The organism is Neochlamydia sp. AcF84 (genome assembly GCF_011087585.1).
Taxonomy (GTDB): domain Bacteria; phylum Chlamydiota; class Chlamydiia; order Chlamydiales; family Parachlamydiaceae; genus Neochlamydia.
The window spans coordinates 70,334-94,687 of sequence record NZ_VJOT01000044.1; the positions used below are offsets into that span (position 1 = coordinate 70,334).

16 protein-coding genes and 1 tRNA gene are annotated in these 24,354 nt (G+C 37.8%); 9 read left to right on the forward strand and 8 right to left on the reverse strand.

Annotated features, from left to right (window positions below; translation table 11 throughout):
* Positions 1 to 1,090 precede the first annotated feature (1,090 nt).
* Both NEOC84_RS04855 and NEOC84_RS04860 read right to left on the reverse strand, forming a co-directional pair.
* On the reverse strand, positions 1,091 to 2,944 hold the full coding sequence (locus NEOC84_RS04855) for a leucine-rich repeat domain-containing protein (protein WP_166155992.1): 1,854 nt from the start codon (positions 2,942 to 2,944) through the stop codon (positions 1,091 to 1,093).
* Positions 2,945 to 3,648: 704 nt separating this feature from the next.
* Positions 3,649 to 4,857 (reverse strand): leucine-rich repeat domain-containing protein, encoded by a 1,209-nt coding sequence (locus tag NEOC84_RS04860; protein ID WP_166155994.1) that lies wholly within the window; start codon positions 4,855 to 4,857, stop codon positions 3,649 to 3,651.
* A 337-nt stretch (positions 4,858 to 5,194) separates the two neighbouring features.
* Between NEOC84_RS04860 and NEOC84_RS04865 the strand changes: the two genes are divergently transcribed.
* Complete coding sequence (locus tag NEOC84_RS04865) at positions 5,195 to 8,272, forward strand: hypothetical protein (protein ID WP_166155996.1); 3,078 nt, start codon at positions 5,195 to 5,197, stop codon at positions 8,270 to 8,272.
* A 486-nt stretch (positions 8,273 to 8,758) separates the two neighbouring features.
* Here the strand turns inward: NEOC84_RS04865 and dnaA are convergent, their stop codons facing one another.
* Positions 8,759 to 10,105 (reverse strand): chromosomal replication initiator protein DnaA, encoded by a 1,347-nt coding sequence (dnaA, locus tag NEOC84_RS04870; protein WP_166155998.1) that lies wholly within the window; start codon positions 10,103 to 10,105, stop codon positions 8,759 to 8,761.
* Between the two features lie 972 nt (positions 10,106 to 11,077).
* Between dnaA and pseC the strand changes: the two genes are divergently transcribed.
* Positions 11,078 to 12,256, forward strand: a complete 1,179-nt coding sequence (gene pseC, locus NEOC84_RS04875; RefSeq protein WP_166156000.1) for a UDP-4-amino-4,6-dideoxy-N-acetyl-beta-L-altrosamine transaminase — start codon at positions 11,078 to 11,080, stop codon at positions 12,254 to 12,256.
* 16 nt (positions 12,257 to 12,272) lie between these two features.
* Here pseC and NEOC84_RS04880 read toward each other — a convergent pair whose 3' ends face one another.
* Together NEOC84_RS04880 and NEOC84_RS04885 are read right to left on the reverse strand one after the other, a co-directional pair.
* The gene (locus tag NEOC84_RS04880) at positions 12,273 to 12,668 is read right to left on the reverse strand and encodes a tetratricopeptide repeat protein (RefSeq protein ID WP_039383251.1); all 396 of its coding nucleotides are present in this window, start codon (positions 12,666 to 12,668) and stop codon (positions 12,273 to 12,275) included.
* 2 nt (positions 12,669 to 12,670) lie between these two features.
* The gene (locus NEOC84_RS04885; protein ID WP_166156002.1) at positions 12,671 to 13,117 is read right to left on the reverse strand and encodes a DUF5399 domain-containing protein; all 447 of its coding nucleotides are present in this window, start codon (positions 13,115 to 13,117) and stop codon (positions 12,671 to 12,673) included.
* Between the two features lie 274 nt (positions 13,118 to 13,391).
* On the opposite strand from NEOC84_RS04885, the gene rsmH reads away from it, so the two are divergent.
* From rsmH to gnd, 7 genes are all read left to right on the forward strand, one after another.
* Entirely contained in the window at positions 13,392 to 14,324 is a 933-nt protein-coding gene (gene rsmH, locus NEOC84_RS04890; RefSeq protein ID WP_166156004.1) for a 16S rRNA (cytosine(1402)-N(4))-methyltransferase RsmH, read from the forward strand.
* Positions 14,321 to 14,671, forward strand: coding sequence for a hypothetical protein (locus NEOC84_RS04895; protein ID WP_166156006.1), 351 nt, complete (start codon positions 14,321 to 14,323; stop codon positions 14,669 to 14,671). Before rsmH ends, NEOC84_RS04895 begins: the two co-directional genes overlap by 4 nt.
* On the forward strand, positions 14,671 to 16,713 hold the full coding sequence (locus NEOC84_RS04900; RefSeq protein ID WP_166156008.1) for a penicillin-binding protein 2: 2,043 nt from the start codon (positions 14,671 to 14,673) through the stop codon (positions 16,711 to 16,713). The genes NEOC84_RS04895 and NEOC84_RS04900 overlap by 1 nt, the downstream gene beginning before the upstream one ends.
* A gap of 38 nt (positions 16,714 to 16,751) precedes the next feature.
* A complete protein-coding gene (locus NEOC84_RS04905; RefSeq protein ID WP_166156010.1) occupies positions 16,752 to 18,260 on the forward strand; it encodes a UDP-N-acetylmuramoyl-L-alanyl-D-glutamate--2,6-diaminopimelate ligase in 1,509 nt (502 codons plus the stop codon).
* A gap of 32 nt (positions 18,261 to 18,292) precedes the next feature.
* Positions 18,293 to 19,024: an N-acetylmuramoyl-L-alanine amidase gene (locus tag NEOC84_RS04910; RefSeq protein ID WP_242678200.1), complete on the forward strand. Its 732-nt coding sequence runs from the start codon at positions 18,293 to 18,295 to the stop codon at positions 19,022 to 19,024.
* A 119-nt stretch (positions 19,025 to 19,143) separates the two neighbouring features.
* Positions 19,144 to 19,217 (forward strand) — tRNA-Arg (locus NEOC84_RS04915).
* 87 nt (positions 19,218 to 19,304) lie between these two features.
* Positions 19,305 to 20,756, forward strand: a complete 1,452-nt coding sequence (gnd, locus tag NEOC84_RS04920; RefSeq protein WP_166156014.1) for a decarboxylating NADP(+)-dependent phosphogluconate dehydrogenase — start codon at positions 19,305 to 19,307, stop codon at positions 20,754 to 20,756.
* A 558-nt stretch (positions 20,757 to 21,314) separates the two neighbouring features.
* Here gnd and NEOC84_RS04925 read toward each other — a convergent pair.
* The 3 genes from NEOC84_RS04925 to cmk form a co-directional block, all read right to left on the reverse strand.
* Entirely contained in the window at positions 21,315 to 22,229 is a 915-nt protein-coding gene (locus tag NEOC84_RS04925) for a hypothetical protein (protein WP_166156016.1), read from the reverse strand.
* A gap of 119 nt (positions 22,230 to 22,348) precedes the next feature.
* Positions 22,349 to 22,990, reverse strand: a complete 642-nt coding sequence (locus NEOC84_RS04930; protein WP_166156018.1) for a lysophospholipid acyltransferase family protein — start codon at positions 22,988 to 22,990, stop codon at positions 22,349 to 22,351.
* Positions 22,991 to 23,667: 677 nt separating this feature from the next.
* Complete coding sequence (cmk, locus tag NEOC84_RS04935; protein ID WP_166156020.1) at positions 23,668 to 24,345, reverse strand: (d)CMP kinase; 678 nt, start codon at positions 24,343 to 24,345, stop codon at positions 23,668 to 23,670.
* Between the last annotated feature and the right edge of the window lie 9 nt (positions 24,346 to 24,354).

Here is a 24,354-nt window from a genome sequence, read left to right on the forward strand (position 1 = left end):
TCTTTTTTATCTTCCAAAAAGCCCATCTTCTAGCTTATAGATCCTATCTAAAATAAGAACCTGCTTGTTCATATCTCCTTTAAGGAAAGTACATTTTACCTATTTGCTTATAAAGAGAGGGCATTAATGCTGTGTTCAGTGCTGTTGTGTTGTTTAAAAAACTATGTTTAGAGTTTCTCTAACAAAGAAATCACTTTTCCACCAAGGACGCCTTTAAGTGTCATACATATTTTTAGTTGCTTTTTGAGCAATATAGGTGAAGGAGACAAAATCCCCCAGAAAATATCAGAAATAAACTCCTTAGCCGTTAAGCTTGGAAATAGCGGAATATAGAACGCTGTTGGAAGATTTTTCCTTAGCTTTAGCAGAGAAATAGGCCTTTAGATCCTACGCATCTATAGTAAACCAAAAGCTCTCTATATTTTTAAAACTTTTTAAGCCTATCAATTTATCCTTTTAACGTTATAGGCGAGGAAGGCAGGTACCTTTTCAGCTACAGCCTAAAACGTTGCTTTAATTCCTCTGGTATGTTTTCCAGCGGATTTCCGTCTAACTTAAGATCTAAATACTCAGGGAGCAGTGCTGTTTCTGCAGGAAGGGAGGTAAGCTGGTTGCTGTTTAAGTCAAGCTCTTGCAGCTGGGATAGCTGTCCTATCCACGCAGGAAAGCTTGCTAGCTGGTTTTTGCTTAAGCAAAGCCATTCCAGGCAAGAAAGCCGCCTAATTTCAGTAGGAAGAGAGGTAAGCTGGTTATTGTTTAAGTCAAGCTCTTGCAGTTGAGAAAGATAGCCTATCTTTGCATGAAGAGAGGTAAGCTGGTTGCTTTTTAAGTAGAGCTTTTGCAGGCGAGATAATTGCCCAATTTCTTCAGGAAGAGAGGTAAGCTGGTTGCTGCTTAAGTCAAGTTTTTCCAGATCCGATAGCTGTCCTATCTCTGCAGGGAGGAGGGTAAGCCGGTTGCTTCCTAATGTAAGCCTTTGCAGCTGGGATAACTGCCCTATTTCTGCAGGAAGGGAGGTAAGCTGGTTGTGGTGTAAGGGAATCTTTAGGAGCCAAGATAATTGACCTATTTCTGCAGGAAGAGAGGTAAGCTAATTATTGTTTAAGTGAAGCTCTCGTAGCTGGGATAATTGCCCTATCTCAGAAGGAAGGGAGGTAAGCTGGTTGTTGCTTAAATCAAACTTTCGCAGCTGAGAAAGTTGCCTTATTTCTTTAGGAAGGGAAGTAAGCCGATTATTGTTTAAGTGAATCTGTTGTAGCTGGGATAACTGCCCTATTTCTGCAAGAAGGGAGGTAAGCTGGTTCCTGTCTAAGTCAAGCACTTGCAGCTGGGATAGCTGCCCTATCTCAAAAGGAAGGGAAGTAAGCTGATTATTGCTTAATTGAATCTCTTGTAGCTGGGATAACTGCCCTATTTCTGCAGGAAGGGAGGTAAGCTGGTTGCTGTCTAAGTCAAGCACTTGCAGCTGGGATAGCTGCCCTATCTCAAAAGGAAGGGAAGTAAGCTGATTATTGTTTAAGCCAAGCTCTAGCATTGGAGACAGCTGCCCCATCTCTGCCGGAAGGAAAGTAAGCTGATTATTGTTTAAGTAAAGCCTTTGCAGCTGAAATAACTGCCCTATCTCTGCGGGAAGGGATGTAAGCTGATTATTGTTTAAGTAAAGCCTTTGCAGCTGGGATAACTGCCCTATTTCTGCAGGAAGGGATGTAAGCTGATCATTGTTTAAGTGGAGTTCTTGTAGCTGGGATAACTGCCCTATCTCTGCGGGAAGGGAGGTAAGCTGGTTGTGGTGTAAGTGAATCTTTAGGAGCCTAGATAATTGGCCTATTTCTGCAGGAAGGGAGGTAAGCTGGTTGTGGTGTAAGTGAATCTTTAGGAGCCTAGATAATTGGCCTATTTCTGCAGGAAGGGATGTAAGCTGATTATCGTTTAAGTGAAGCTCTTGTAGCTGGGATAACTCCCCTATTTCTGCGGGAAGGGAGGTAAGCTGGTTATTGTCTAAGTCAAGCACTTGCAGCCGGGATAATTGCCCTATCTCAAAAGGAAGAGATGTAAGCTGATTATCGTTTAAGTAAAGCCTTTGCAGCTGGGATAACTGCCCTATTTCTGCAGGAAGGGAGGTAAGCTGGTTGTGGTGTAAGGGAATCTTTAGGAGCCGAGATAATTGACCTATTTCTGCAGGAAGAGAGGTAAGCTGATTATTGTTTAAGTGAAGCTCTCGTAGCTGGGATAATTGCCCTATCTCAGAAGGAAGGGATGTAAGCTGATTATTGTTTAAGTAAAGCCTTTGCAGCTGGGATAACTGCCCTATTTCTGCAGGAAGGAATGTGAGTTGGTTGCTGTTTAAGTTAAGCTCTTGCAGCTGGGCAAGTCGCCCTATTTCTGGAGGTAAAAAGGTCAACCCAATGCTTCTTAAGCTTAAATTCGTAATATTTTGGTCATATCTTTCAATCCACCCTCTGAGAAGTTCTCCTTTTTTTTGTAAAGGCAAATATTTAATTTTCTCTCGATCCAAGTATTCTCTTCCATTAGGTAATGCTTTCCACATTAACAGGCGATTGATGTTCAGCAAATAAGAGGAGTAATTAGGCAGAGTAAAATATTTTTCTTCCTCAGTTACCCATTTAAATTCTAACTCTGCAGGAGAAATCGAGCTAGCTAAAGCGAAGATTTGCCTAAAAATTGCATTTACCTTTGCTGTTTCAGAAAGTCTATCTCCTAGCTTATAAATCCTATCTAAGATAAGAGCCTGCTTGTTAACATCTCCTTGTGGAACATGTACTTTACCTATTTGCTTATAAAGCCAGGGCATGACTTCATTAGCTAGGAGGTGGTGCCATCTTACACATACACTAAATAAGGAAAGGTTAGCACAATCTTTTAAAATAGGGACTAGTATTTCATTAGGTAAATGTTCAATGGTAGTAGAAGAGCTAGGATTCATTGAATGGCGCCTTTAAGTGTTATACATGTTTTTTAAGCAAAATAGGGGAAAGACTCAAAATGTACAAGAAAATATTAGAGAGAAACTCCTTAAGCCGTTAAGCTTGGAAATAGGGGAATATGGCTCACATTCCGCAGGTTGCAGCAATTCCCGAATATTATTTTTATTTATACTGAAAATTGCCTTAAATTTTTTTAGAAAAGGCTAATCTTGTTCTTTTTAAAGCAAAGAAAGTGAGAACATAAACGAGGGAAAAGTAGCCCGGGTCTTGCTTACCTTAAAATTGGTTTTGCAATGAGTGGCAAAATTACCCAAGGGATGATGATAGTCAGGTAGTCTCTTCAGACCCCAGGGTGATTATGATCACAGGAAAAGTGTTAAGTTAATAAAAATTAATGAGTTGGATTTTACCTTAGGCCCTATACACGAAAGCATAAAAGAATTAATCCTTAATTTAAACCCTAACATAAGAGGTGTTTTACTGGTTTTAGGCCTCCTTGGCAGAGATTAGATTACGAGAAAAATTAACTTGTAGAATGCAGGATATAAAAACGCTGTTAGAAAATTTTTTCTCCTTTAGCAAATAAAAACTTTAGAAGATGATGTCTATTGATAGGTCGGAAAATTTTCTATATCTTTACAGCTCTCTGCCCATAGTAATCATTTTTTTAGCTCATTAGGTAATTATGATGCAAAATTTTTGATTAAAGATTAAAGCGCTGCTTTATTTCATTTGAAATGGATTTTAGGGGATTTTTTTTTAAATTGAAATTTACTCCTTCAGGTAACTGTCCTAGCTCGGTAGGAAGGGTATTAATTTGGTTGCTGATTGCGCTAAGATCTTCTAGATAAGAAAGCTGCTTTAGCTCTGCAGGAAGAGAGGAAAGCTGGTTGTGGTCTACGTTAATTATTTCCAGCTGAGAGAGTTGCCCTATCTCAGTAGGAAGGGAGACAAGCTGGTTGTGGTCTAAGCTAATTATTTCTAGCTGAGAAAGTTGCTTTATTTCTGCAGGAAGGGAGGTAAGTTGGTTACTTTGCAAAAAAAGCCACTTAAGCTGAACTAGATGAATTATCTCTAAGGGAAAAACAGTAAACTGGTTGCTGCTTAAGTCCAAGTCTTGCAGATAAGCTATCTGTTTTATCTCCGAAGGAAGGGAGGTTAAATAGTTATCGTTTATGTTAAGCTCAATCAGCTTGAATAGCTGGCCTATCTCAGCGGGAAGGGTTGTTAGCTGGTTGCTGTTTAAGGTAAGTTGTTGCAGTTGGGATAGCTGTCCTATTTCTTTTGGAAGAAATGTTAGCTTATTATTTTCTAGGTTAAGATGTTTTAGCTTGGATAAGTGCTGTATTTCTGGAGGTAAAAATGTCAGGCCACTTCTTGTTATCCCTAGGCTAGTAATATTTTTGCCAAACCTTTCTATCCACTTTTTAAAAAGCTCCCCTTTTTTTTCTAAAGGCAAATATTTGATTTTCTCTTGATCTAAGTACTCCCTTCCACCAGGTAGAGCTTTCCACATTAACAGGCGATTGATATTCAGCAGATAAGAGGAGTAATTAGCCAGAGTAAAATATCTTTTTTCCTCAGTTACCCATTTAAATTCTAATTCTAAAGGTGAAAGAGAGCTAGCTAGAGCAAAGGTTTGCTTAAAGATTGCATTTACTTTAGCAATTATAGAAAGCCCCATTTTTAGCCTATAAATTTTGTCTAAAATGAGAGCCTGCTTGCTAGCATCTCCTTGAGGGACATGTACTTTACCTATTTGCTTATAAAGAGAAGGCATAACTTCGGTAGCCAGCAGATGATGCCATCTTGTACAAACGATAGACAGGGCTGGTGAGGTACAATACTTTAAAATAGGGACTAGTATCTCATTAGGTAGGCATTCAATCGTGGTAGAAGAGCTAGGATTCAATTTTACGACCTCTTTAAGATTTATCCATATTTTTAGCCCTGTTAGTGCTAAGTTCTAAAAGGAGTAAATAAAAGATATAAGATATAAGAAAATGCTACAACTATACTTTTAACCTTTAATCTTGCAAAGAAAGAAGTAGGCTTCTTTAAAATCAAAGCACAATATAACTTTTACTATCAGGGTGGATTAATATCTAAAGAAATGCCATGTAATCTGATAGGATAGAGAGATTAGATCATTCTCTTGCTTCAAAAGAGTTCATAAGAATTGTTCTTAAATAATTGATTATAATATACTAAAAGGCGCCTATTTAATCTTAATATTTAGGAGTGCTAGCATGACGCCTTACCCGGGGATAGAAAAATCCATTCTTAATGGTAATCCCAATCAGCAACTGTACTTGAAAGAAAAGGTAGTTAATAAAAAAAATTCTCAAGACTTAAAAGTAACTTTTGAGCAGCTAAAGAATTCCCCCACCGAAAAAGCGCGTAGCGCTAGTTTTTCTCGAGTCCTATCTGGTAAAGCTAGTGTATCGGAAGCTTTTAAGTCTGTACAAAATACTATTTTAAGAAAAGAAGGAGAGCATGAAGATTTTTTACCTTCTACATCCTCTATTAAGACAGATACTAACTGCTATTTAATGGATTTAGAAAAAAAAATTCGGTTGGTCGTTAGCAACTTTGGCAATGAAAGTAGAGAAGAATTAAGATCCTTTTTAGCAGAAATAAAATCTCTTTCTCAAATGCTTTATAATGAATTATGTTCGGATGGTAATCTATTTTATTCTCCAAGGAAAGTAGTATCGATTGGAGTGACCCTAGGTGATTTTAGCCAATTTTTGTTCAACCTAAAAGTTCAACCCTCAAAGGGCCATGATGCCATTGCTAGGACGCTTAGAGAGTGCCTTCTTATCCTGAAAAAAAATCATCAAGTTCCTGTACAAGAAGGATATGATTATAAAAATTCTACCAATGAGGCCAATTTAGTTAAATGGATAGCTTTAAAAGAAATAAGTCCTTCTGTAGTAAAAAACCTTATTGCTTATCAAAATGCTATGGGAGCATTAATAGAATTATTAGAAGATGAAAAAGCTTTTATTGCCACTCACCGTACCATTCGGACAGATTTTAGGATAGATGGTGTGAAAAGCCAGGCAGTCATTCAAATGATAAAGACGTTGCATACAACGCCGCAACTTGCCACGATATTATATGATCTTAGCCGTGGTGTAAATCGCACCTTTGAAGATGAAGCTGACAGAGGCACAGATGGGGAGCTAAACAGCTTAGATAAAGCAGCATATAGAATAAAAGAAGAAGAGCGCAATAATTATTTTATCATGCGTTATCATGAAATTATCTATTCTTTAAAAGCCATTCAGGCAAATATAACTGAGCGCATCCAATTTGAATATCCTCTAGACAAGTATTATGTTAATGAAGAAGCTCGGATTAAGCTAACAAGCCTCCCTGCAAAAAATCGATCAGAGCTGGCAGACTCAGAAAAAGCTGCTTGCCTTGCTATATCTTCAACCTCTTTGCCTGGAAAGTATAAAATTTTAAATTCTTCTTTAGAAGAAGGTGAACCTTTTTTCAATAGCCGTTCAATCCGTAAAAGTCTTCCCTCTCCTTCCTCTAGCGATAGCTTAATGAGGCATCCTCGCATTGATAATAAGGCTAGCAAGGAAACAAAACGCCAAAGCCTTCCTACCCTCGAAATAGCAGGGATTGAAAGAATAAAAAGCCTAGAAGAAAATCTTCAATTTATTAAAGAAAATTATAGGGATATGTCTAAAAATGAGCTTATTAAAGAAGCTCTTAGCGAAATGATACTTCTTGCTGAGGCAATGATAGAAAGAAATTTAAAGGATTTTTCCTTTACATCTGCTCGTAAGCGAGGCTCCATTGGGCTTACTCCCTTAGATTTCAGAGAAGTTTTATTCAATGCTGAAGTAAAGCCTTCTGAAGAGCATAACATCATCGTCGATCTTTTAGCAGGCTTTCTTATGGATTTAGGAAAAAATCGAAAGATTCCGGTAGAGGGCAAAAAATCCTCTACCAATGCGAAAAATCTATTAAAATGGATCGATGCTGCTCAAGTGAGTCGATCTCCTATCCTTAACCTCTATTTGTATCAACAAGCGATGCAAAAATTAGTGGCTTTAATTGAAAATGAGAAGAGAGACTTTGCTTTTTCAGGCAAGCTTCGCAATATTATTTTTAAATGGGAGGATCGTAAAGCAGATTCTCTTAAAAAAATGGCAAAAGATTTGGACACTTCTATCCAAATCGCTTCTCTCTTGAATGAAATTAATCTAGGACTCAGACGGGCTTTTGGGGATACTGTGGCTGCTTGGGGTGAAAAGGGGACGGATGAAGGAATCATTAATTATGTTAGATTAAGGTATGAGCAGATCATCAACTCTTTAAAAAATATTGCCACTAATATTGATGAACGTATTAGGTATGAACTGTGGATCAGCAAAAAGTTTCCTGTCTATTTTCTAGAAGAAAGAGAAAGTAAATGTCTTAAAGAAAAAGATGAATATTTGCAAGCGGATAAAAATGCTTTAGCGGCTTTTAGCTTCAATGAAAATTTAGGCAGCGTGGGAAAATATATTACCTCCGCAAGAATGACTCAGGCTGGTAAAGCTACCGAATGGCTCTATGTACTAGAATCTAAGACATTAAAACTTATTGCAGGTCGTCAAGATCTTTTGATTTACGGTAGCTTGAAAACCTTAGCGGAAGTAAAAAACTTTTTTGCCGATTTTATTAAAAAACTTACGCAACAGCTAGGATATGAGCCGCATGAGATAGAAGCCCTTCTCGAATATTTCGCTATCGATGGAAATGATTCAGGAATCATGCAAGGCGCTATTATAAAAGGATGTGAACAATTTTCTAAGATGTGCCAAGAGGTCGTCTATCCTCGAGAAGAATTTGCTAGCTTGTTAGCTGTCCTAAAATTTGTGCATCAGGCTAGTGCTTACGCTTATGGGCCCTCTACTTTAAATTATCTGCACGAAAGGTTAATGGGTCAAAAGCTGCTAAGTTCTTTTAGAAGCTCCTCGCCTACCAAGCCTACAAAAAAATATGAAATTCGTTTTGAGGAGGAAAAAATCATTTTGCGTGCTAAAGGAATCTATAATGTAAAATTGTTAGACGCTAAAAAAGCTATTCTTTCGGATAACCAGGTTATGATCAAAGAGTATCTCGAATTTAAAGTAACGCGTGATCAGCTATTAATTGCAGAGAGTTGGAATGAAGCAAGCTTTATAGAGATCGTACATAAAGAACACCTTTCTAAAGAAGTGCAACACCATTTAGATGTTTTGCAAATTAATCTTTTTAAAAATAAAATACCTTTTAAAGTGGAGAAAACCTATGGGTCTTTAAAAACAAAAAAAGGGTAAAAAATCATAAATTTTTACGATAAGTCTTTTAAAGTTAAAGGGTTAATTGCTAAACAAAATTTTTTCCCTTTATGATTGCCTATCTAAAAAGCAGCCTTTTTAAGGTTCTTTAAGGAGTGAAAAAATGGGATTTAAGGAATAAAGTTTTTAAAAGATTAAATATATCAACTGGCAATCCACGCGAGCTGGAGCCATTTTTTGATCGATTTACTATTAGATGAACTTTAGCTGGGTGTCGGTAAAACCTGTCCTAACCCAGCTGCTTTAAATTTTTAGAGGAAAGTAGCTAATCTTAAAAGTTGTAAGTCTTTAAAAACTTGTTAAGATTTTAAGGCAATGAAATGGGCACTATGAAAACCTTTCTATATAGGTTAAAGCTGTTTGATGATCCATCATTTACAAAATTTTATTTGTAAAAGAGCTTAACTACGCTTTTTTGTTAGGTAATTCCTTGGATCCAAGGTTTATTCATAGCGAGCTTTTATTCTAAGCATGAATGTTGCGCTCAACCATGCTAATTTGCCGCCTTAGAGTTTCATCAGCGGTGAGCTTTTTTTCAATGTTTTTGCAAGCATGGAGAAGAGTAGAGTGAGTTTTATTAAAAGCAGCCCCTAACATTTGCAGAGATTCATTAATCATTTTACAGGCCAGATACATGGCTACTTGACGAGGGAGCGCGACTTCTTTGGTACGCATAGAACCTTTAAGGTCGCTCACCCGTACTTGAAAGATAGCGGCTACACTTTTTAAAATCTGATCGACAGTAATTTTGTGACGAGGCGCATGCTGAAGCATTTCGCGTAAAGTTTTTTCCACAAATTCTTCTGTAATATGAAGATTCAACAGTCGGCTATGAGCGCTTAAACGATTAAGGGCTCCCTCTAGTTGCCGGACATTATTATAAATATGTTCAGCAATAAAGAAGGCAACTGCATTAGGAATTTCTAAACCTTTTTGCTGGGCTTTATGTTGGAGAATGGCTACCCGCGTTTCAAGTTCCGGTACGCCAATATGGGCGACTAACCCCCATTCCATACGAGCGATCATACGCTCAGAGAGTTTTAGTTGGGAAGGAGGCTTATCACTAGTAATGACAATCTGTTTATTTTGATTAATGAGGGTTTCAAAAGTATTACAAAATTCTTCCTCGAAATTCAGACGGTTTTGTAGAAACTGGATATCATCCACTAATAAAACATCGACATCCGAGCGATAAAACCTTTTCATACGATCGACAGATTTGTTGCGTAAGTTATCGACGAGGTCGTTAATAAAGGCTTCCGTAGTAATGCATTGAACCCGTAATTTCTTATTATTTTGGCGAATGTAGTGCCCAATACTATGAAGAATATGCGTTTTACCTAGGCCCACACCTCCATGAATGAAGAGAGGATTGTAAGATTGGCCTGGGCGAGCAGCAATCCCTATGGCAGCAGATTTAACAAACTGGTTAGCAGGCCCTTCAATAAATGTTTCAAAGCGGTAGTTAGGGTTTAGCTTCACTTCATAAGTTTGCTCTTCTACTGGCGGGGCATAGCTTGCGGGCACGCTAGGAAGGTTAGAAGAGGTTCTCTTAGCTGGCGTTGCCAATTTAAATTGAATAGAAGGCTCGCCGTTGGCATTCACAGGCAAAAAAGCACAAAGTTCGCTATGGAAATTGGAAAAAAGGTATTCTTTTACAAAAATGTTAGGGATCTCAAGAATTATTTTGTCATTGGCATTTTCTATTACGCGAATAGGAGAGAGCCAATTGCCAAAAGCTGTGGCGGAACATTTTGTTTTTACACATTCTAGAAATTGAGTCCAAATATCTTCTGTCTCAAGAACTAACATAGTTTGGATCCTTAATCAAAAATTACAGTTCAAAGGGGCAAGCGTTGGGAATAAATAAAAATCCCTTAACGGGAGCCAAGCAGCTATTTTAAAGCTCTTATTCTACAAAAGGACAATAATATAAGTCCTGTAAAAACTGCATTTAAGTTATAAACAACGTTTCCACAGGATGTTCTGGAGGTATTTCGTTGGAAAAAGCTACCATGTGGCTGCATTGCCTGCAAGAAAATTATCATCTGCTTTTGGGGTATTTAGCATTAAATCGCTGAAAATCAGATACCGCGGCAATAAAAAATATTTCCTTCCCAAGTTGCAAAAAATTTGTTTTTATAACCTTCTCTTAATTAGCAATTTGTGAAAAAAAGCTGAAAGGATCTATGTTCTTAAGCGATGGTTTCTAGCAGCTTGCAACAATAAATCTTTTGCGGATAGGGTATTGAGCTGGTTTTATTAGGGGTAACCTAGACATTCGATAGAAATAAAGGATAAATAATATCATTAAAATAGTAAATGGTTTGTAATTATTTTTTTAAATAATTTGAAATACTTTCATATTCTAATAATTAAACTTTAATAAATTTTATTTTAAAATATAAATTTTTAAAGTGTGGATTTTTGCTATCACATTTAAGAAGGATTGTTTATCTAGCGGCATTACTTGTGTAACATTCAAAAAAAGTCTAAATCCATGAGCCTTTTGAGGAAAAGAGATAAGCTGACTCCTGCTCGTTTATAATCCGTAGAGCCCTACATTTCGAGAATAGATCTTTCTCGTTTCTTAAACAAGAGGTTAACATGCTTATTTTGTTTATGATTTCAAGAAATTAAATTATATGGTTGTCTGGCAGTAAAGAAAAAAAGAAGGAGCTAAAATGTTAAAAAGGTTTAATTGTAGCTTGACACCTCTAAAAATATCCTTCATTGTCTGATGACAATTTGTCAAACACTGTTTAGTAGGTTTTGTTAAAAGTTATGACTAAAGAAAATTTTTTGCCCTATACCAAACCATCCATCAATCAGATTGATATTCATGAAGTAACTAAAGCTTTAAATAGCGATCATCTAACACGCGGCCCTCTGGTGGAAGCTTTTGAAAGTGCCGTGGCTCATTATTGCCAGGTCAAATACGCCGTTGCTTTCAATAGCGGAACCTCCGCTTTAATGGGTGCTTATTTTGCAGCAAACTTGCGTCAGCAAGACTCTCTACTCACCACACCTAATTCGTTCGTAGCCACCGCCGGAGCAGCAGTACAACGAGGAACTACCCCTGTCTTTTTAGATATTGATTGCTCTAGCGGAAATTTAGATTTACAGCAGCTAGAATATAATCTTGCCCGTCCTTCTTCACGCGGTCGCATTTGTGTTGCGCCTGTCCATTTTGCTGGCATACCTGTGGATATGCAAAAAATAGATCAAGCTATTCAAAATCCTGAGACTGTAGTGATTGAAGATGCCGCCCATGCTTTAGGATCTACTTATTTTACGGGAGAAAAAGTAGGCTCTTGCCGATGGAGCGATATGACTATCTTTAGTTTTCATGCGGCCAAAACAATTACGACAGGGGAAGGAGGGATGGTTACGACAAATAGCGAAGATTTTTATCGTCGTCTTAAGTTATTTAGGAATAATGGAATTGAACGCGAGGCGCCTTATTTACAAGGAGAGGCAGCACCCTGGTATTACGAAGTGCAACATCTTAGCGGTAACTATAACTTTACAGAATTGCAGGCTGCCCTAGGATTGAGCCAAATGGCACGCTTGGATAGCTTTGTGGAAAAGCGGCGACAATTGATGAAAGCTTACCGTGCCTTACTAAAAGAAATTCCTTATCTTCATTTATTTGCAGAAAATTTCGATGCCTACAGCGCTTATCATTTATGCGTGGTTCAAATTAATTTTAATGCTTATAAAACTACCCGCACACAGGTGATGAATAGATTGCGTGAAAGAATGATTGGAACGCAAGTTCATTATATTCCTATCTATAAGCATCCTTACTTTATAAATCTTTGCGGAGATATTTCGGACTATTTTCCTAAAATGGAGGCTTATTATTCTCAAGCTCTTTCTTTGCCTTTTTACTATGATCTTCAAGTAGAAGAAGTTGAAAGAGTGGTCAATACGCTTAAAAAAGTCTTACAAGGCGAGTAGTAAATAGCATTTTTAATTAGCTATGTGCTAAGATAAGTGCTTTTGCCACATTAGAAATCGCGGCATTAGCTTCATTCTTAAGGATATTAGCAACTTTTAAGCCTTCTTCCTTTTTACCAAGCATAAACAAAGCCTTAGCCAGATTTAATAAAGTAGGTGAATGGTCACCTTCAATTTTTAAAGCTTTATCAAAGCATTTAAGTGCTTTAGCTGCGTTATTGCTTTGCAAATACAAAGCTCCTAACGTCTGAGCATCGTAAGCACTTTCCGGGTCTAATACACATAAAGCTTCAAAAAAAGGCAGGGCAATCTCATACTTGCCTTGGCGAATATAGGCATATCCGGCAGAACGCATTTCTTCTAAAATTTCTTCCGACCAGCCTAAAGATTCTCGCCAATTAAGTTTGTGCATAATTATCCTTGTAAAAACTGGCCTACTCTACCTACAATAAAGTTTAGCCAATTGTTTAATTTTTCAATTTCGCGAAAACAGTTTTTTAAGGTCTCTTTTTCTTGCTTCTCTTCAGGAGTACGACACAAAATTTCTTCTAGCTTTTGCTCTTGCAGGGCTTGTTCATCAAATGAACCAAAACTGGGAATCACACGATACGAGAAGGGAGAGCGGCGCATAAAGCGAAAACGGGGAGGAGGAAAGAAATAAGCCCAGGGCGTGTAAAGGGGAGCAATGCCTAGCAGCACATCCAGTTCAGTAGGTTTAGGATAAATATCTAAAACTTGCAATTGTGCAGGTATACTGGCTGCTTGATCTAGCTGAAATTGTTGGTTAATCTGCTCGATCATTCGCGTGCGAATCGCATAGAGATTATAGACACTAATGTCTAACTTATCAATCGTTGCCATAGAAACTCACTCTTTTTTTATATGATAGCCTTGCAGCGTAAGAGCCTACAAGCAGATAATTCATCCTATTTTAAGCCCCAAATACTATTCTAGCATGTTTAAAATTATTTAGCAAAACTTGACAATTGGATGAATAGCTAATGGAGTATAAATGCTTTATATAAATGCTTTTTAATCGTATGCTAATTGTTTAAAAATATTGCCCTGTGTAGATTAATATTTTCCCCTAATCTTTTGCCTGCATTCTATAAAAAAACTTTAAGGATGTTTTTTCATGTCGTCTTCTCCTCATTTTTCCGTTCTGTTACCTGAATTCTTAAGTTTTTTTGCAGATAAAACAATTCACGGTTTTATTGATGCCACCTTGGGTGCTGGCGGCCATTCGGCTGCTCTTTTGCAAGCTCATCCAGAAATTAAGCGGCTGATTGGGCTCGATCAAGATCCGGTAGCTTTAGCTATAGCCCAAAGCCGATTGATAACTTGGGAATCGAAAATTGATTTTATTAAGCTTAACTTTGTTCACATGAGATCTAGCCTCTCTGCTTATTCTGTCCCCATAGATGGCATTCTTTTAGATTTGGGTGTCTCCTCCATGCAGCTTGATACCGCCTCTAAAGGTTTTAGCTTTTCTAAGGAAGGGCCTTTAGATATGCGAATGGATCCTTCACATAATTTGACTGCTGAAGAGATTGTAAATACTTGGTCCGAACAAGAATTAGGAAAAATATTTCGCGAGTGGGGGGAAGAAAAGCAGTGGCATACAGCCGCACGCATTCTGGTAAAAGTGCGCCAGGAAAAACCTTTAAAAACTACCCAAGATTTAGTGAAGGCTCTTCTACCAGCTTTACGTTATCGGGCTAAAAAAGGTATCCACCCGCTTACTCTTATTTTCCAAGCTTTACGTATTGCCGTTAATCGAGAGTTAGAGGTCTTGGAAAAAATTTTACCCGATGCACTTTCACTTTTAACTCCTGGCGGAAGGCTAGCGGTGATAACTTTTCATAGTCTAGAAGATCGCTTAGTAAAAAATTTCTTTAGATTTGCAGCAAGCGATAAATATGAAACATCAGGGGTGGGCGGTATGTTTTTGGATAAGGCTCCTGAAGCACATATTCTTACCCGAAGGCCTTTAGTAGCTAGCGAAGAAGAGATAAACCTGAATCCTCGAAGCCGTAGTGCAAAATTAAGAGTGATTGAAAAAATATGAAAAGATGCGAAAGTAATTTTCAAGGGTTGATTATAAAGCTTTTTATATGTGTAGTGCTTGCCGGTCTAGTTCTTTATACTTATATTTTTAAGCAAAATGAATTAACAGAATTGCGTATGGCAATTCCTTCATTAGCTAAAGAAGTGCGCACAATTCATGAAGAAAATAACCGTTTAAAATATGAGATTGATCAATTTGAAAGTCCCATTCATCTTATGGAGCTGATGCGGATGCCCGAATTTAGTGCTTTAAAATTTGCTTATAATTCGCAAGTCATTGTTTTACCTTTAACCTCGCCAGTTCCAGGCAAAGACTTCGCTGATTTGCAAGAGGAGAATTGGCCTTAATGCCTGTACGACCTCCACTTCCTCCTCAGGCCAGTGATCGAAGAAGGCTATTGTTTGTTGCCTTTTTTATCATTTTTTTATTTTCTTTACTTGTGGCTAAGTTTTATATGCTGCAAATCGCCGAAGGAGAAAAATGGACGCACCTAGCTAATCGGCAGCATTATTTTGTTGTTAATGAACCTTTCTTGCGTGGAAGATTTATCTCTAATACAAGTATACAGAGAGCCCATCCTGAAATTGAACAAGCTTTTGTCGTCGATATTCTTAAATTTCATTTGCATGTAGACGTTGAATCTATTCCTTCTCAGCATCATGCTGAAATTGCACAAAAGCTTATCCAAATCCTTGATCTTCCTGCTGAAGAACATTCTCATCTATGTGAACAATTTGGATATAGAAGCCGCAATAGAAAGTTAAAGATGTGGCTAGAAAAAGAAACCCGTGATGCAATTTTAGACTGGTGGATGCCCTATGCTAAACGAAATAAAATTGCCCGCAATGCTCTTTTTTTTGCCAGTGATTATCAACGGTCGTATCCTTTTGGAAAATTACTTGGCCAACTTTTACATACAGTGCAAAATCAAAGAGATGAGGTTACAAAGCAAGCAATCCCTACAGGTGGCTTAGAGCTGTGTTTTGATCATTTTCTTAAAGGAAGGATGGGAAAACGGCGATTAATGCGTTCTCCTAGAAATGCGTTTGAAATGGGCGAAGTTATTGCCAAGCCTCAGAATGGAGCCGATGTTTATTTAACCATTAACCATTGTTTACAAGCTATAGCAGAAGAAGAGCTTGAAAAAGGAGTAAAAAATGCTAAAGCTAAAGGGGGGTGGGCAGTGATGATGAATCCTTTTAGTGGCGAAATATTGGCGTTGGCCCAGTATCCTTATTTTTATCCTCCCCATTATCAAGATTATTTCAATGATCCCCAAATGATTGAGCATACTAAAGTAAAAGCTTTGACCGATACACTTGAACCTGGCTCTACTTTTAAGCCTATCATTCTAGCAATTGCTTTGAAAGCAAATATAGAATTGCGTAAAAAAGGGGAAAGTGAGCTGTTCGATCCTCACGCGATGATGCCTACTTCCAATACTTTTTTTAAAGGACGTGGTAAGCCTTTGATAGATACTCATATGCACCCTTATCTAAATATGTATATGGCTATTCAGAAATCCTCTAATATTTATCCAGCAAGATTAATGGAAAAAGTGGTTGAACGGCTAGGGGCTTCCTTTATCCGCAATCATTTAACCGAAACATTTGGCTTTGGTGCTAAAACTCAAATTGAGCTTCCTGCTGAGAGTGCAGGAGTGGTTCCTTTACCGGGCAAAAAACATCCTAATGGCAAAGATGAATGGTCTATTTCTACCCCCTATTCCTTAGCGTTTGGCCATAACATTCAAGTAAATAGCATTCAGCTGCTTAGAGCTTTCGCTGTTTTTGTTAATGGAGGATATCTTGTACAACCTACCCTTATCCGCAAAATTGCTAGTAATCCTGAAGAAGGCACTCAAACCATTTTTGTAGATCATACTGATATAGGCAGGATTCAGCAATTTCCTCAGGTATTAGAGAAAGAATGCTGTAGTGAAATAGTAAAAAGCTTAAAATACACGACTAAGGTGGGAGGTACGGCTAGACGTGCAGATGTGCCAGGATATTCTGAAGCAGGCAAGACTAGCACCGCAAAAAAAATAGTCAACGGTGCTTATTCCGATGAACTTTATTGTCCAAGTTTCATCGGTTTTACTCCTGCTGATAAGCCGGCTTTTATTCTCCTTGTTACCCTAGATGAGCCTCAATATGGTTACACACCAGGAGTAGGGTCATGGCACCATGGGGGAACTTGTGCTGCCCCAGTGTTTTGCGAAATAGCTAAGAGGTCTTTAGCCTATTTAGGTATAGCTCCGGATGATCCCTACGGTTATCCAATAGGGGATCCTAGACGTTGCCAAGAAAAAGCAAACTGGGCGCATGAAATTAGAGAGTTGAAAGAAATGTATGAAAAGTGGAATAACAAAGAGCCTGGAAAAACTTAGGTGATTTAAATGGCTGCGAGGAGAAGTGCGAGTTGAGAATGAAACTAAAAAAACTATTAAAAAATATTTCCGTGCAAGCAGTTAAAGGCTCTAAAGAAGTTTTTATAACCGGAATTTGTGCCAATTCTAAGGTTGTAGCTCCTGGCAATTTATTTGTTGCTAAAAAAGGCCGTATGAATGATGGCGCTCACTACATTCATGAAGCTATTGAGGCAGGAGCTAGTGCTATCTTGACCGACATCTTCGATCCCTCCTTGCGCTTTATCACTCAAGTTATTCATCCTCAGGTGCCTGTAGTAGAGCCTCTTTTAGCAGCTCATTATTATCAGTTTCCTAGTCAAGAGCTATTCATGGTAGGTATCACCGGTACTAATGGAAAAACTACCACTTCTTTTCTTGTTAAGCATTTACTAGAACATTTAAAGGTACCCTGTGGGCTTATAGGGACGATTGAGTATATTATAGGTAAGCATCGTTACCAAGCCACTCGCACAACGCCCGATGTTATTAGTAACCATAAGTTGCTAAGAGAGATGGTTTTGCAAAATTGTAAAGCTGCGGTCATGGAAGTAACTTCACATGCTTTAGATCAAGGCCGGGCAGTAAATATTGAATATGATGTGGCCATTTTTACTAATTTGACACTTGATCACTTAGATTATCATCAATCGATGGATAACTATTGCCAAGCTAAGCAAAAACTATTTCAAACTTTAAACCCTGAGAAAAATAAGACAGGGAATAACTTTCCTTGCACGGCAGTGATTAATATCGATAGCCCTTGGCATCAAATGATGGTAAAAGGCTGTAGAGCTAAAATTCTGACTTACGGGCTAAGCGCTGCTGCAGATGTACAAGCTAAAAACATAGTCCTAACCTCTTTTGGTACAGACTTTACTATCGGCTATGCTGGGGAGGAAGTCGCCTGCCACTGTCCTTTAGTAGGGCGTTTCAATATCTATAATTGCTTGGCCGCTATCTGCGTAGGCCTCGTAAGAAAAGAGCCTTTGAAAAAATTGGTAGAGATTATAGCCTCTTTTCCAGCCGTTCCAGGTCGCATGCAAGCGGTCTTTAATGAATTAGGGTTAAATATATTTGTTGATTTTGCTCATACGGATGATGCTCTTACAAACGTTTTAGAATGTTTGCAAGAATTTAAGCAGGGCCGAATTATTACTGTATTTGGATGCGGAGGAAATAGGGATGCTTCTAAACGCCCAAAAATGGCACAAGTGGCTGAGAAATTTTCCGATTATTGTATTGTGACTTCCGATAATCCACGCTTTGAGAATCCTCAAACTATTTGCCAGGAGATTGCTCGAGGGTTTAATCAAAAGAATTGGGAAGTAGAAGTGGATCGATACGAGGCTATTAAAAAAGCAATCTACATGGCTAAGCCAGCGGATGTGATTCTTATTGCCGGTAAAGGCCATGAAGCCTATCAAATTTTTTCCTACAAAACCATTGAATTTGACGATAGAAAAATTGCTGCTCAAATATGTTTGGAAAAACATAAAGATGAAAATGATAAAAAAATAAATTTATGATAAAAAATTTTCGAAATTGTCTATGGATTTTTTTGTTGCTAAGCCTTGGAGGGTGTAGATGCCCTTCCAAAGAGCTTTCTAGCCAACCTGCTGTGCATTCCGCCCCTGTAGCTCAGTTTCCCTTTGAGAATAAAAGGGGCATAAACCCACCTCTAAAGAATATTAAAAGGCCTAGGCTTTCTAAAGCTGCATTGATTGTAATAGATGCCGGTCATGGCGGAGATGACTTTGGTACTCGTTCTTTATCCCAACCCAAATACCATGAAAAATTTCTTAACCTCACTACCTCTTTAGCTTTAAATGAGTTTCTGCAAAAGATGGGTTATCAAACTAGGCTGACACGTTCAAATGATGAATTTATCTCTTTGCAGAAGCGAGCAAATTTTGCAAATGATCAAGGCGCTGATCTGTTTGTAAGCGTGCATTATAACTCCGCGCCGGCCAAGCAAGCCGATGGCATTGAAATTTTTTACTATAAATCAGATATAAATAAAAAGCGTTCAACGCAATCTAGTCAATTAGCTTCTTCTATTCTAACGCAGGTAATACAAGCCACGAAAGCTAAATCCCGTGGAGTAAAAGAGGGAAATTTTGCAGTCATTCGAGAGACAAAGATGCCTGCTGTACTGATTGAAGGAGGCTTTTTGACGAATGAAAAGGAAATGAATAAGATTAAAGAGCCAGCCTATATTAAGAAGATTGCTTGGGGTATTGCCAAAGGGGTGGAAGCTTATCTAAACGAGCGCGCTGTTTCTTTGCCTTAAGAAGGGCTTTTTTTAAAGAAGATAACTATGCATCATTTTTCCTTAAATAAAGTAACAAAGTGCCCTCTTTCCAATGCTTACTTTACAAAATTTCTTACATTCTCTATGCTGAAGAATATGTTCTCGTAGCTCAGTAGGATAGAGCGGTTGCCTCCTAAGCAACAGGTCGTGCGTTCGAATCGCGCCGAGGACAACTCTTTTGCTTTTTCTTGCACTTGCTCTTTACATTCATTTCTTCTCGCACTAAACTACGAAAAAATCACTTAAGGGAGGAAAATCTATGGGGCAAGCGGATATTGGTTTAATTGGATTAGCAGTCATGGGTCAAAACTTGGCTCTTAATATGAATGATCATGGCTTCATTGTTACCGTTTATAATCGTACGCGCGCCACCATTGACAGCTTCTTAAATGGCTCTGCCCAAGGATCAAAAATTATAGGTGCTCCTACTATCCAGGAATTTTGCCAATCTTTAAAGCGTCCGAGAAAAGTCATTTTGATGGTAAAAGCAGGTGAGCCTGTGGATGCGTGCATTCAGCAGCTCATTCCTTATTTAGAGCCAGGTGATGTCATTATTGATGGGGGAAATAGCCTTTTTAGCGATACCAATCGACGCACCCAATCTTTAAAAGAGAAAGGTCTTCTCTTTATAGGCAGTGGAATCTCTGGGGGGGAAGAAGGCGCGCGGCATGGCCCTTCAATCATGCCAGGGGGAAATCCTGAGGCTTGGCCCTTAGTAAAGAATATTTTTCAATCTATTAGTGCCAAAGCTGACAATGGTGAACCTTGTTGCGACTGGGTAGGAGATGAAGGTGCAGGTCATTATGTTAAAATGGTCCACAATGGAATTGAATATGGTGATATGCAACTGATTTGCGAAGCATATAGCCTTTTAAAGCATGCTCTAAGGTTGAATCCTCAGCAGATAGCGCAAGTCTTTGCTCAGTGGAATAAAACAGAATTAGACAGTTATTTAATTGAAATTACAAGTGCTATTTTCAAACAGGTCGATGAAGATGGCCAGCCTTTGATAGATAAAATTTTAGATGTAGCAGGGCAAAAAGGTACGGGTAAGTGGACTGTCATAAATGCTTTAGAATTGGGGATGCCACTAACTTTAATCGGAGAAGCTGTTTTTGCGCGTTGTTTATCGGCTATTAAAGAAGAGCGCCTTGAAGCTAGTAAAATTTTGACGGGACCTTCCCCTTTATATGAGGGAGATCAAGAAGCATTTATTGAGAGTATTAGACAAGCTTTATATGCTTCTAAAATCATTAGCTATGCCCAAGGGTTCATGCTTATTCAGCAGGCAGCTAGAGATTATCATTGGAGGATTAACTTTGGAGGGGTGGCTCTCATGTGGCGAGGAGGGTGCATCATTCGCAGTAAGTTTCTTAACAATATTAAGGATGCCTATGAGAAAAAACCTACCTTAAAAAACCTTCTATTAGATGATTTCTTCAAAAATGCATTAGCTAAAGCACAAAGCGATTGGAGACGGGTAGTAGCTAAAGCTGTAGAGCTCGGCATTCCCACTCCTTGCTTTAGCACTGCCCTTGCTTTTTATGATGGTTATCGCAGTTCTAACTTACCAGCCAATCTATTACAGGCCCAACGTGATTACTTTGGGGCCCATACGTATGAGCGCCTAGATCATCCGCGCGGCCAGGTTTTTCACACGAATTGGACAGGTACGGGCGGTAAAGTAAGCTCTACTTCCTATAACGCTTAAAATATATAATCATACGTAGATCTTAAAAAAAATAGGAGACTATTTGGATGATCGCCTATAATTCTCTTTAACCTATTTTATAGCCTATCCCTTAATTTTCCTATGCATTGATTCTAAGAAAAGCAAGCGCTATTTAAAAAGAGAAAATTAAGATATAGAGTCGAGAAGCAGAAAGCTTATAGATTAAGAGATCTTTTTTTTAGTTGACCTTTAGTATTATTGGATAACTAGAGGGGTATTCATCCTGCCTTTATAGATTTGCTTAGGACGAGAAGGGTAGCTCAAAGCTGCTTTCAAGGAAAATTTTAGAGAATGGGAAGCTTCTTTGACTCTTACTTAAACAAAATCTTGCGTTCCAGGTTATTGAAGATCCAAGCTTAGGTAATCTTTAGGAATGGGGTGATTAAAAGACCTATTATAGAAAAACTTTTTTTGATAAACAAAGAGTGAAGAAAAGATATTTGCAAGCAAAATAATAGGGGTTTAGAAAGGTTACCCTTTTTAAACCCCTTTAATATGTGCTATCTCAGCAATAAATCTAAATTAAATTCAAAGGTTTTAGCTTTCAATTTTGTCGGCTGTTGGTGCTTGAGGGGCTTCTGGAATACCTGCCTCTGCAGTTACCACAGCATTTTCTTCTGCTACAGCTTCTTCTTTTCCATTTTTTTCTTCTAATTCAGCTACTGCCTCTACTGCTGCAGCATGCTTGGCTTTAGCTTTAGCTATGAGCTCTTCATTAAAGCCAACTTTCGGTTGAGTAGCTAGCTCTGCTTCCTCTTTAGCTTTTTCTGAGTTTTCAACAGCTGTCTTATGAGTTACCTGTTGCACTTTTGTTGATAATTCTTGCGTATCAATAAACTTAGCTGCAATCACACCTTCCTCTGGCTTTAGATTTGCTGGTGTTTCACGATCTTCTATCGCATTTACATTGTGTTCATGCTTGTCATAAGCTCTAGCAGCTATCTCTTCTTTCATAGAAATTGGCTGTTTTTCTTCCTCGCTACCTTCAACATGGCCTTCTTCTTGGCTACCTGCAGTCTCTTCAGTGTTTTTTGAAGGGGCAGCTTTTTTCTTAGGAAGGATTTTTAGCGTTTCATGAATTCGTGTAGCCTCTATAGGTTTGATGAAAGACATAACCAAGGTGGCCAAAGTTGCAAAAGCAGTTGCTAGTACACGAAGGGCTAATTTGGCTACATTCTTAGGGCTAGCAAGCTTAGTTTTATTAAGAAGCTGAATAGCCCAAGGTTTCTTTGAAAACATTACTTTCACAGGTACTCTAAACACATTAGCAATTGCAAATAAGGGCACGGCAATAGCATGGACAGCTGTGTCAGCAGCTAACACGCCAGCTGCTATTAAAGTTTGCTTGCTATTTTTGGATTCTCTAGCCTTTTCTAAATGCTCTGTAGTCCATTTGATAACTTTATTAGGATATTCACCTGATATAAAAGGTGTGACCAAATATGTAGACATAAAAATTACCCCTTTGAAATTAAAAAAAAATTAAATTACGGTTAGTTTAAAAACCATCTGTTAGTTTATATGCAATAGGCATTTATTTTCCAAAAGAAAACAATGCTAGGCGTACTACATTAAGGCGGTTCTCCTAGTGCACCATTCAAATACCAAAAGTTTAACATTTTCAGAGATTTTTGGATAGCATTTGAAATTTCTTCTTGTGCTTTTTTCTTGGGCAGATCTTTATACACTTCCCAATAGATAGGCTTACCGAAAACACAAGCTGTTTGTCCTTTCAACCTAGGTATCCACTTTTTCTTTGGCCAGGCTTCATAGGTACCATGAATATAGACAGGTACAATTGGGCACTGGCTCTTGCCGGCAAGCATTCCTATGCCAGGCTTTATGGGAAGTAAGTGTCCGTTAGAAGTTCTCTTGCCTTCAGGAAAAATCACTACTTTTTTACTATCTTTTAATAATTGAAGAATTAATTTAAGCGAGCTTATATCTTGCGAGATGCCACCTACAGGATAAGAATTTAGGTGAGAAATCAACTTTTTAAAAATTGCATTGTTGAAAAGAGTTCCTCTTGCAAGAAAGTTGACTTCCTCATCGCATGAAATAGCTACAAGAGGAGGATCTAAAAAAGAAGCATGGTTAGGAGCAAGAATGCAGGGCCCGGCAGGGAGGTGGTGTTTTCCATACACTTGATGGCGAAATAACAATAAAAAAAATTTTTTAGTACAGAGATAAACTGAGCGATAAAAAAATTTCATGCCAACAAATAGTGAAGGTATATATATGTTTGCATCCTAAATAAATCCCTCCTATTTATCAAGAGGATTTAAACATTAAAGGATTATAGAAAATTTAACTTTTGCTTGTAGCTCAAATTAAAATGTTAACAGCTTAAGGCAATAAAGACTTTAATGCTTAGCGACATGATAGATACCGGCTTTTTAAAAAGGAAGATAAAGTATCCACGCTGTTTAACTTAAAAAAAATTGAAGACAATCTATTGTTTTGTTTGCCTATTTAGAAAGAAAAAGTAAGAAAATAAGCTGAAATTATTAATATAAAAATAGGCTTTTTTGCTTAAAGCCTATGAGGACCCTTTTTAACTTCTCTAAATTTTGCGGCAAAAAAATCTTAACCATCGGTGGGAGAAAAAAGGTGGAAAAAATAGAAAATGATCCGTTTTCTATAAAAATTAATAGGCTGTCCTTAAGAAGATGAGCTATATAGCAAAAGAAAATCCCTCGAAGGAAATACTCTTCTCAGCTTTAATCTCCTTTATCCAAAAAAATCTTAATTTTTCTTACTCCTCTTATTCTCTGCTACTTGGACGTTAAGCTTGGCCTTTATTTTATTAAGCTATCTTAAATCAGGAATAAAAGTAAGGTGTTTAATTTAAGAACTGTATTTAAATTTTGCTTGCTCATTATTTAGATCATCAAACTTGTATGTTTAAATCTTTAAATTCTAGGATTTTGAAAATAATTTCTTGGATGCTTAAATCAGAAGTATCAATCACGAGAGCCTCAGGAGCTTGTTTAAGAGGGGATATTTCGCGAGTTAAATCGAGATGATCTCGTCGATTAAGATCTTCAAGGGATTTTTCAATCGTAAGGTCCTTTGTTTCTTCAGGATACTTTCTTTTAAGTTCGTCATATCTTCTTTTAGCACGTACTTCAGGACGTCCTGTTAAATATATTTTTATTTCGGCTTTAGGAAAAACTATCGTACCCATATCTCTTCCCTCAAAGACCGCATTTACTCCTATAGCAAGTTCCCTTTGCATAGCCACTAACTTATCGCGTACCATAGGGATAGCCGAGATGCTAGATACATGAGAAGTAACTTTATCGAGGCGAATAGCATCGGTAACGTCCTCATTTCCTACATAGTAATGTTTTTTTCCATGTCTACTTTTGATATCAAATTTAAAGGCATGGAGAAAGTCATTAAGTTGCTCACGATCATCGATGTGGATATCTTTCTTTAAAACACCATAAGTTAGACAACGATACATGGCTCCTGTATCGAAATAAATGTAGCCAATCTCGCGTGCTAATGTCTTAGCAATTGTACTTTTGCCTGTAGCAATAGGACCATCAATGGTAATAATCATACAAAACCT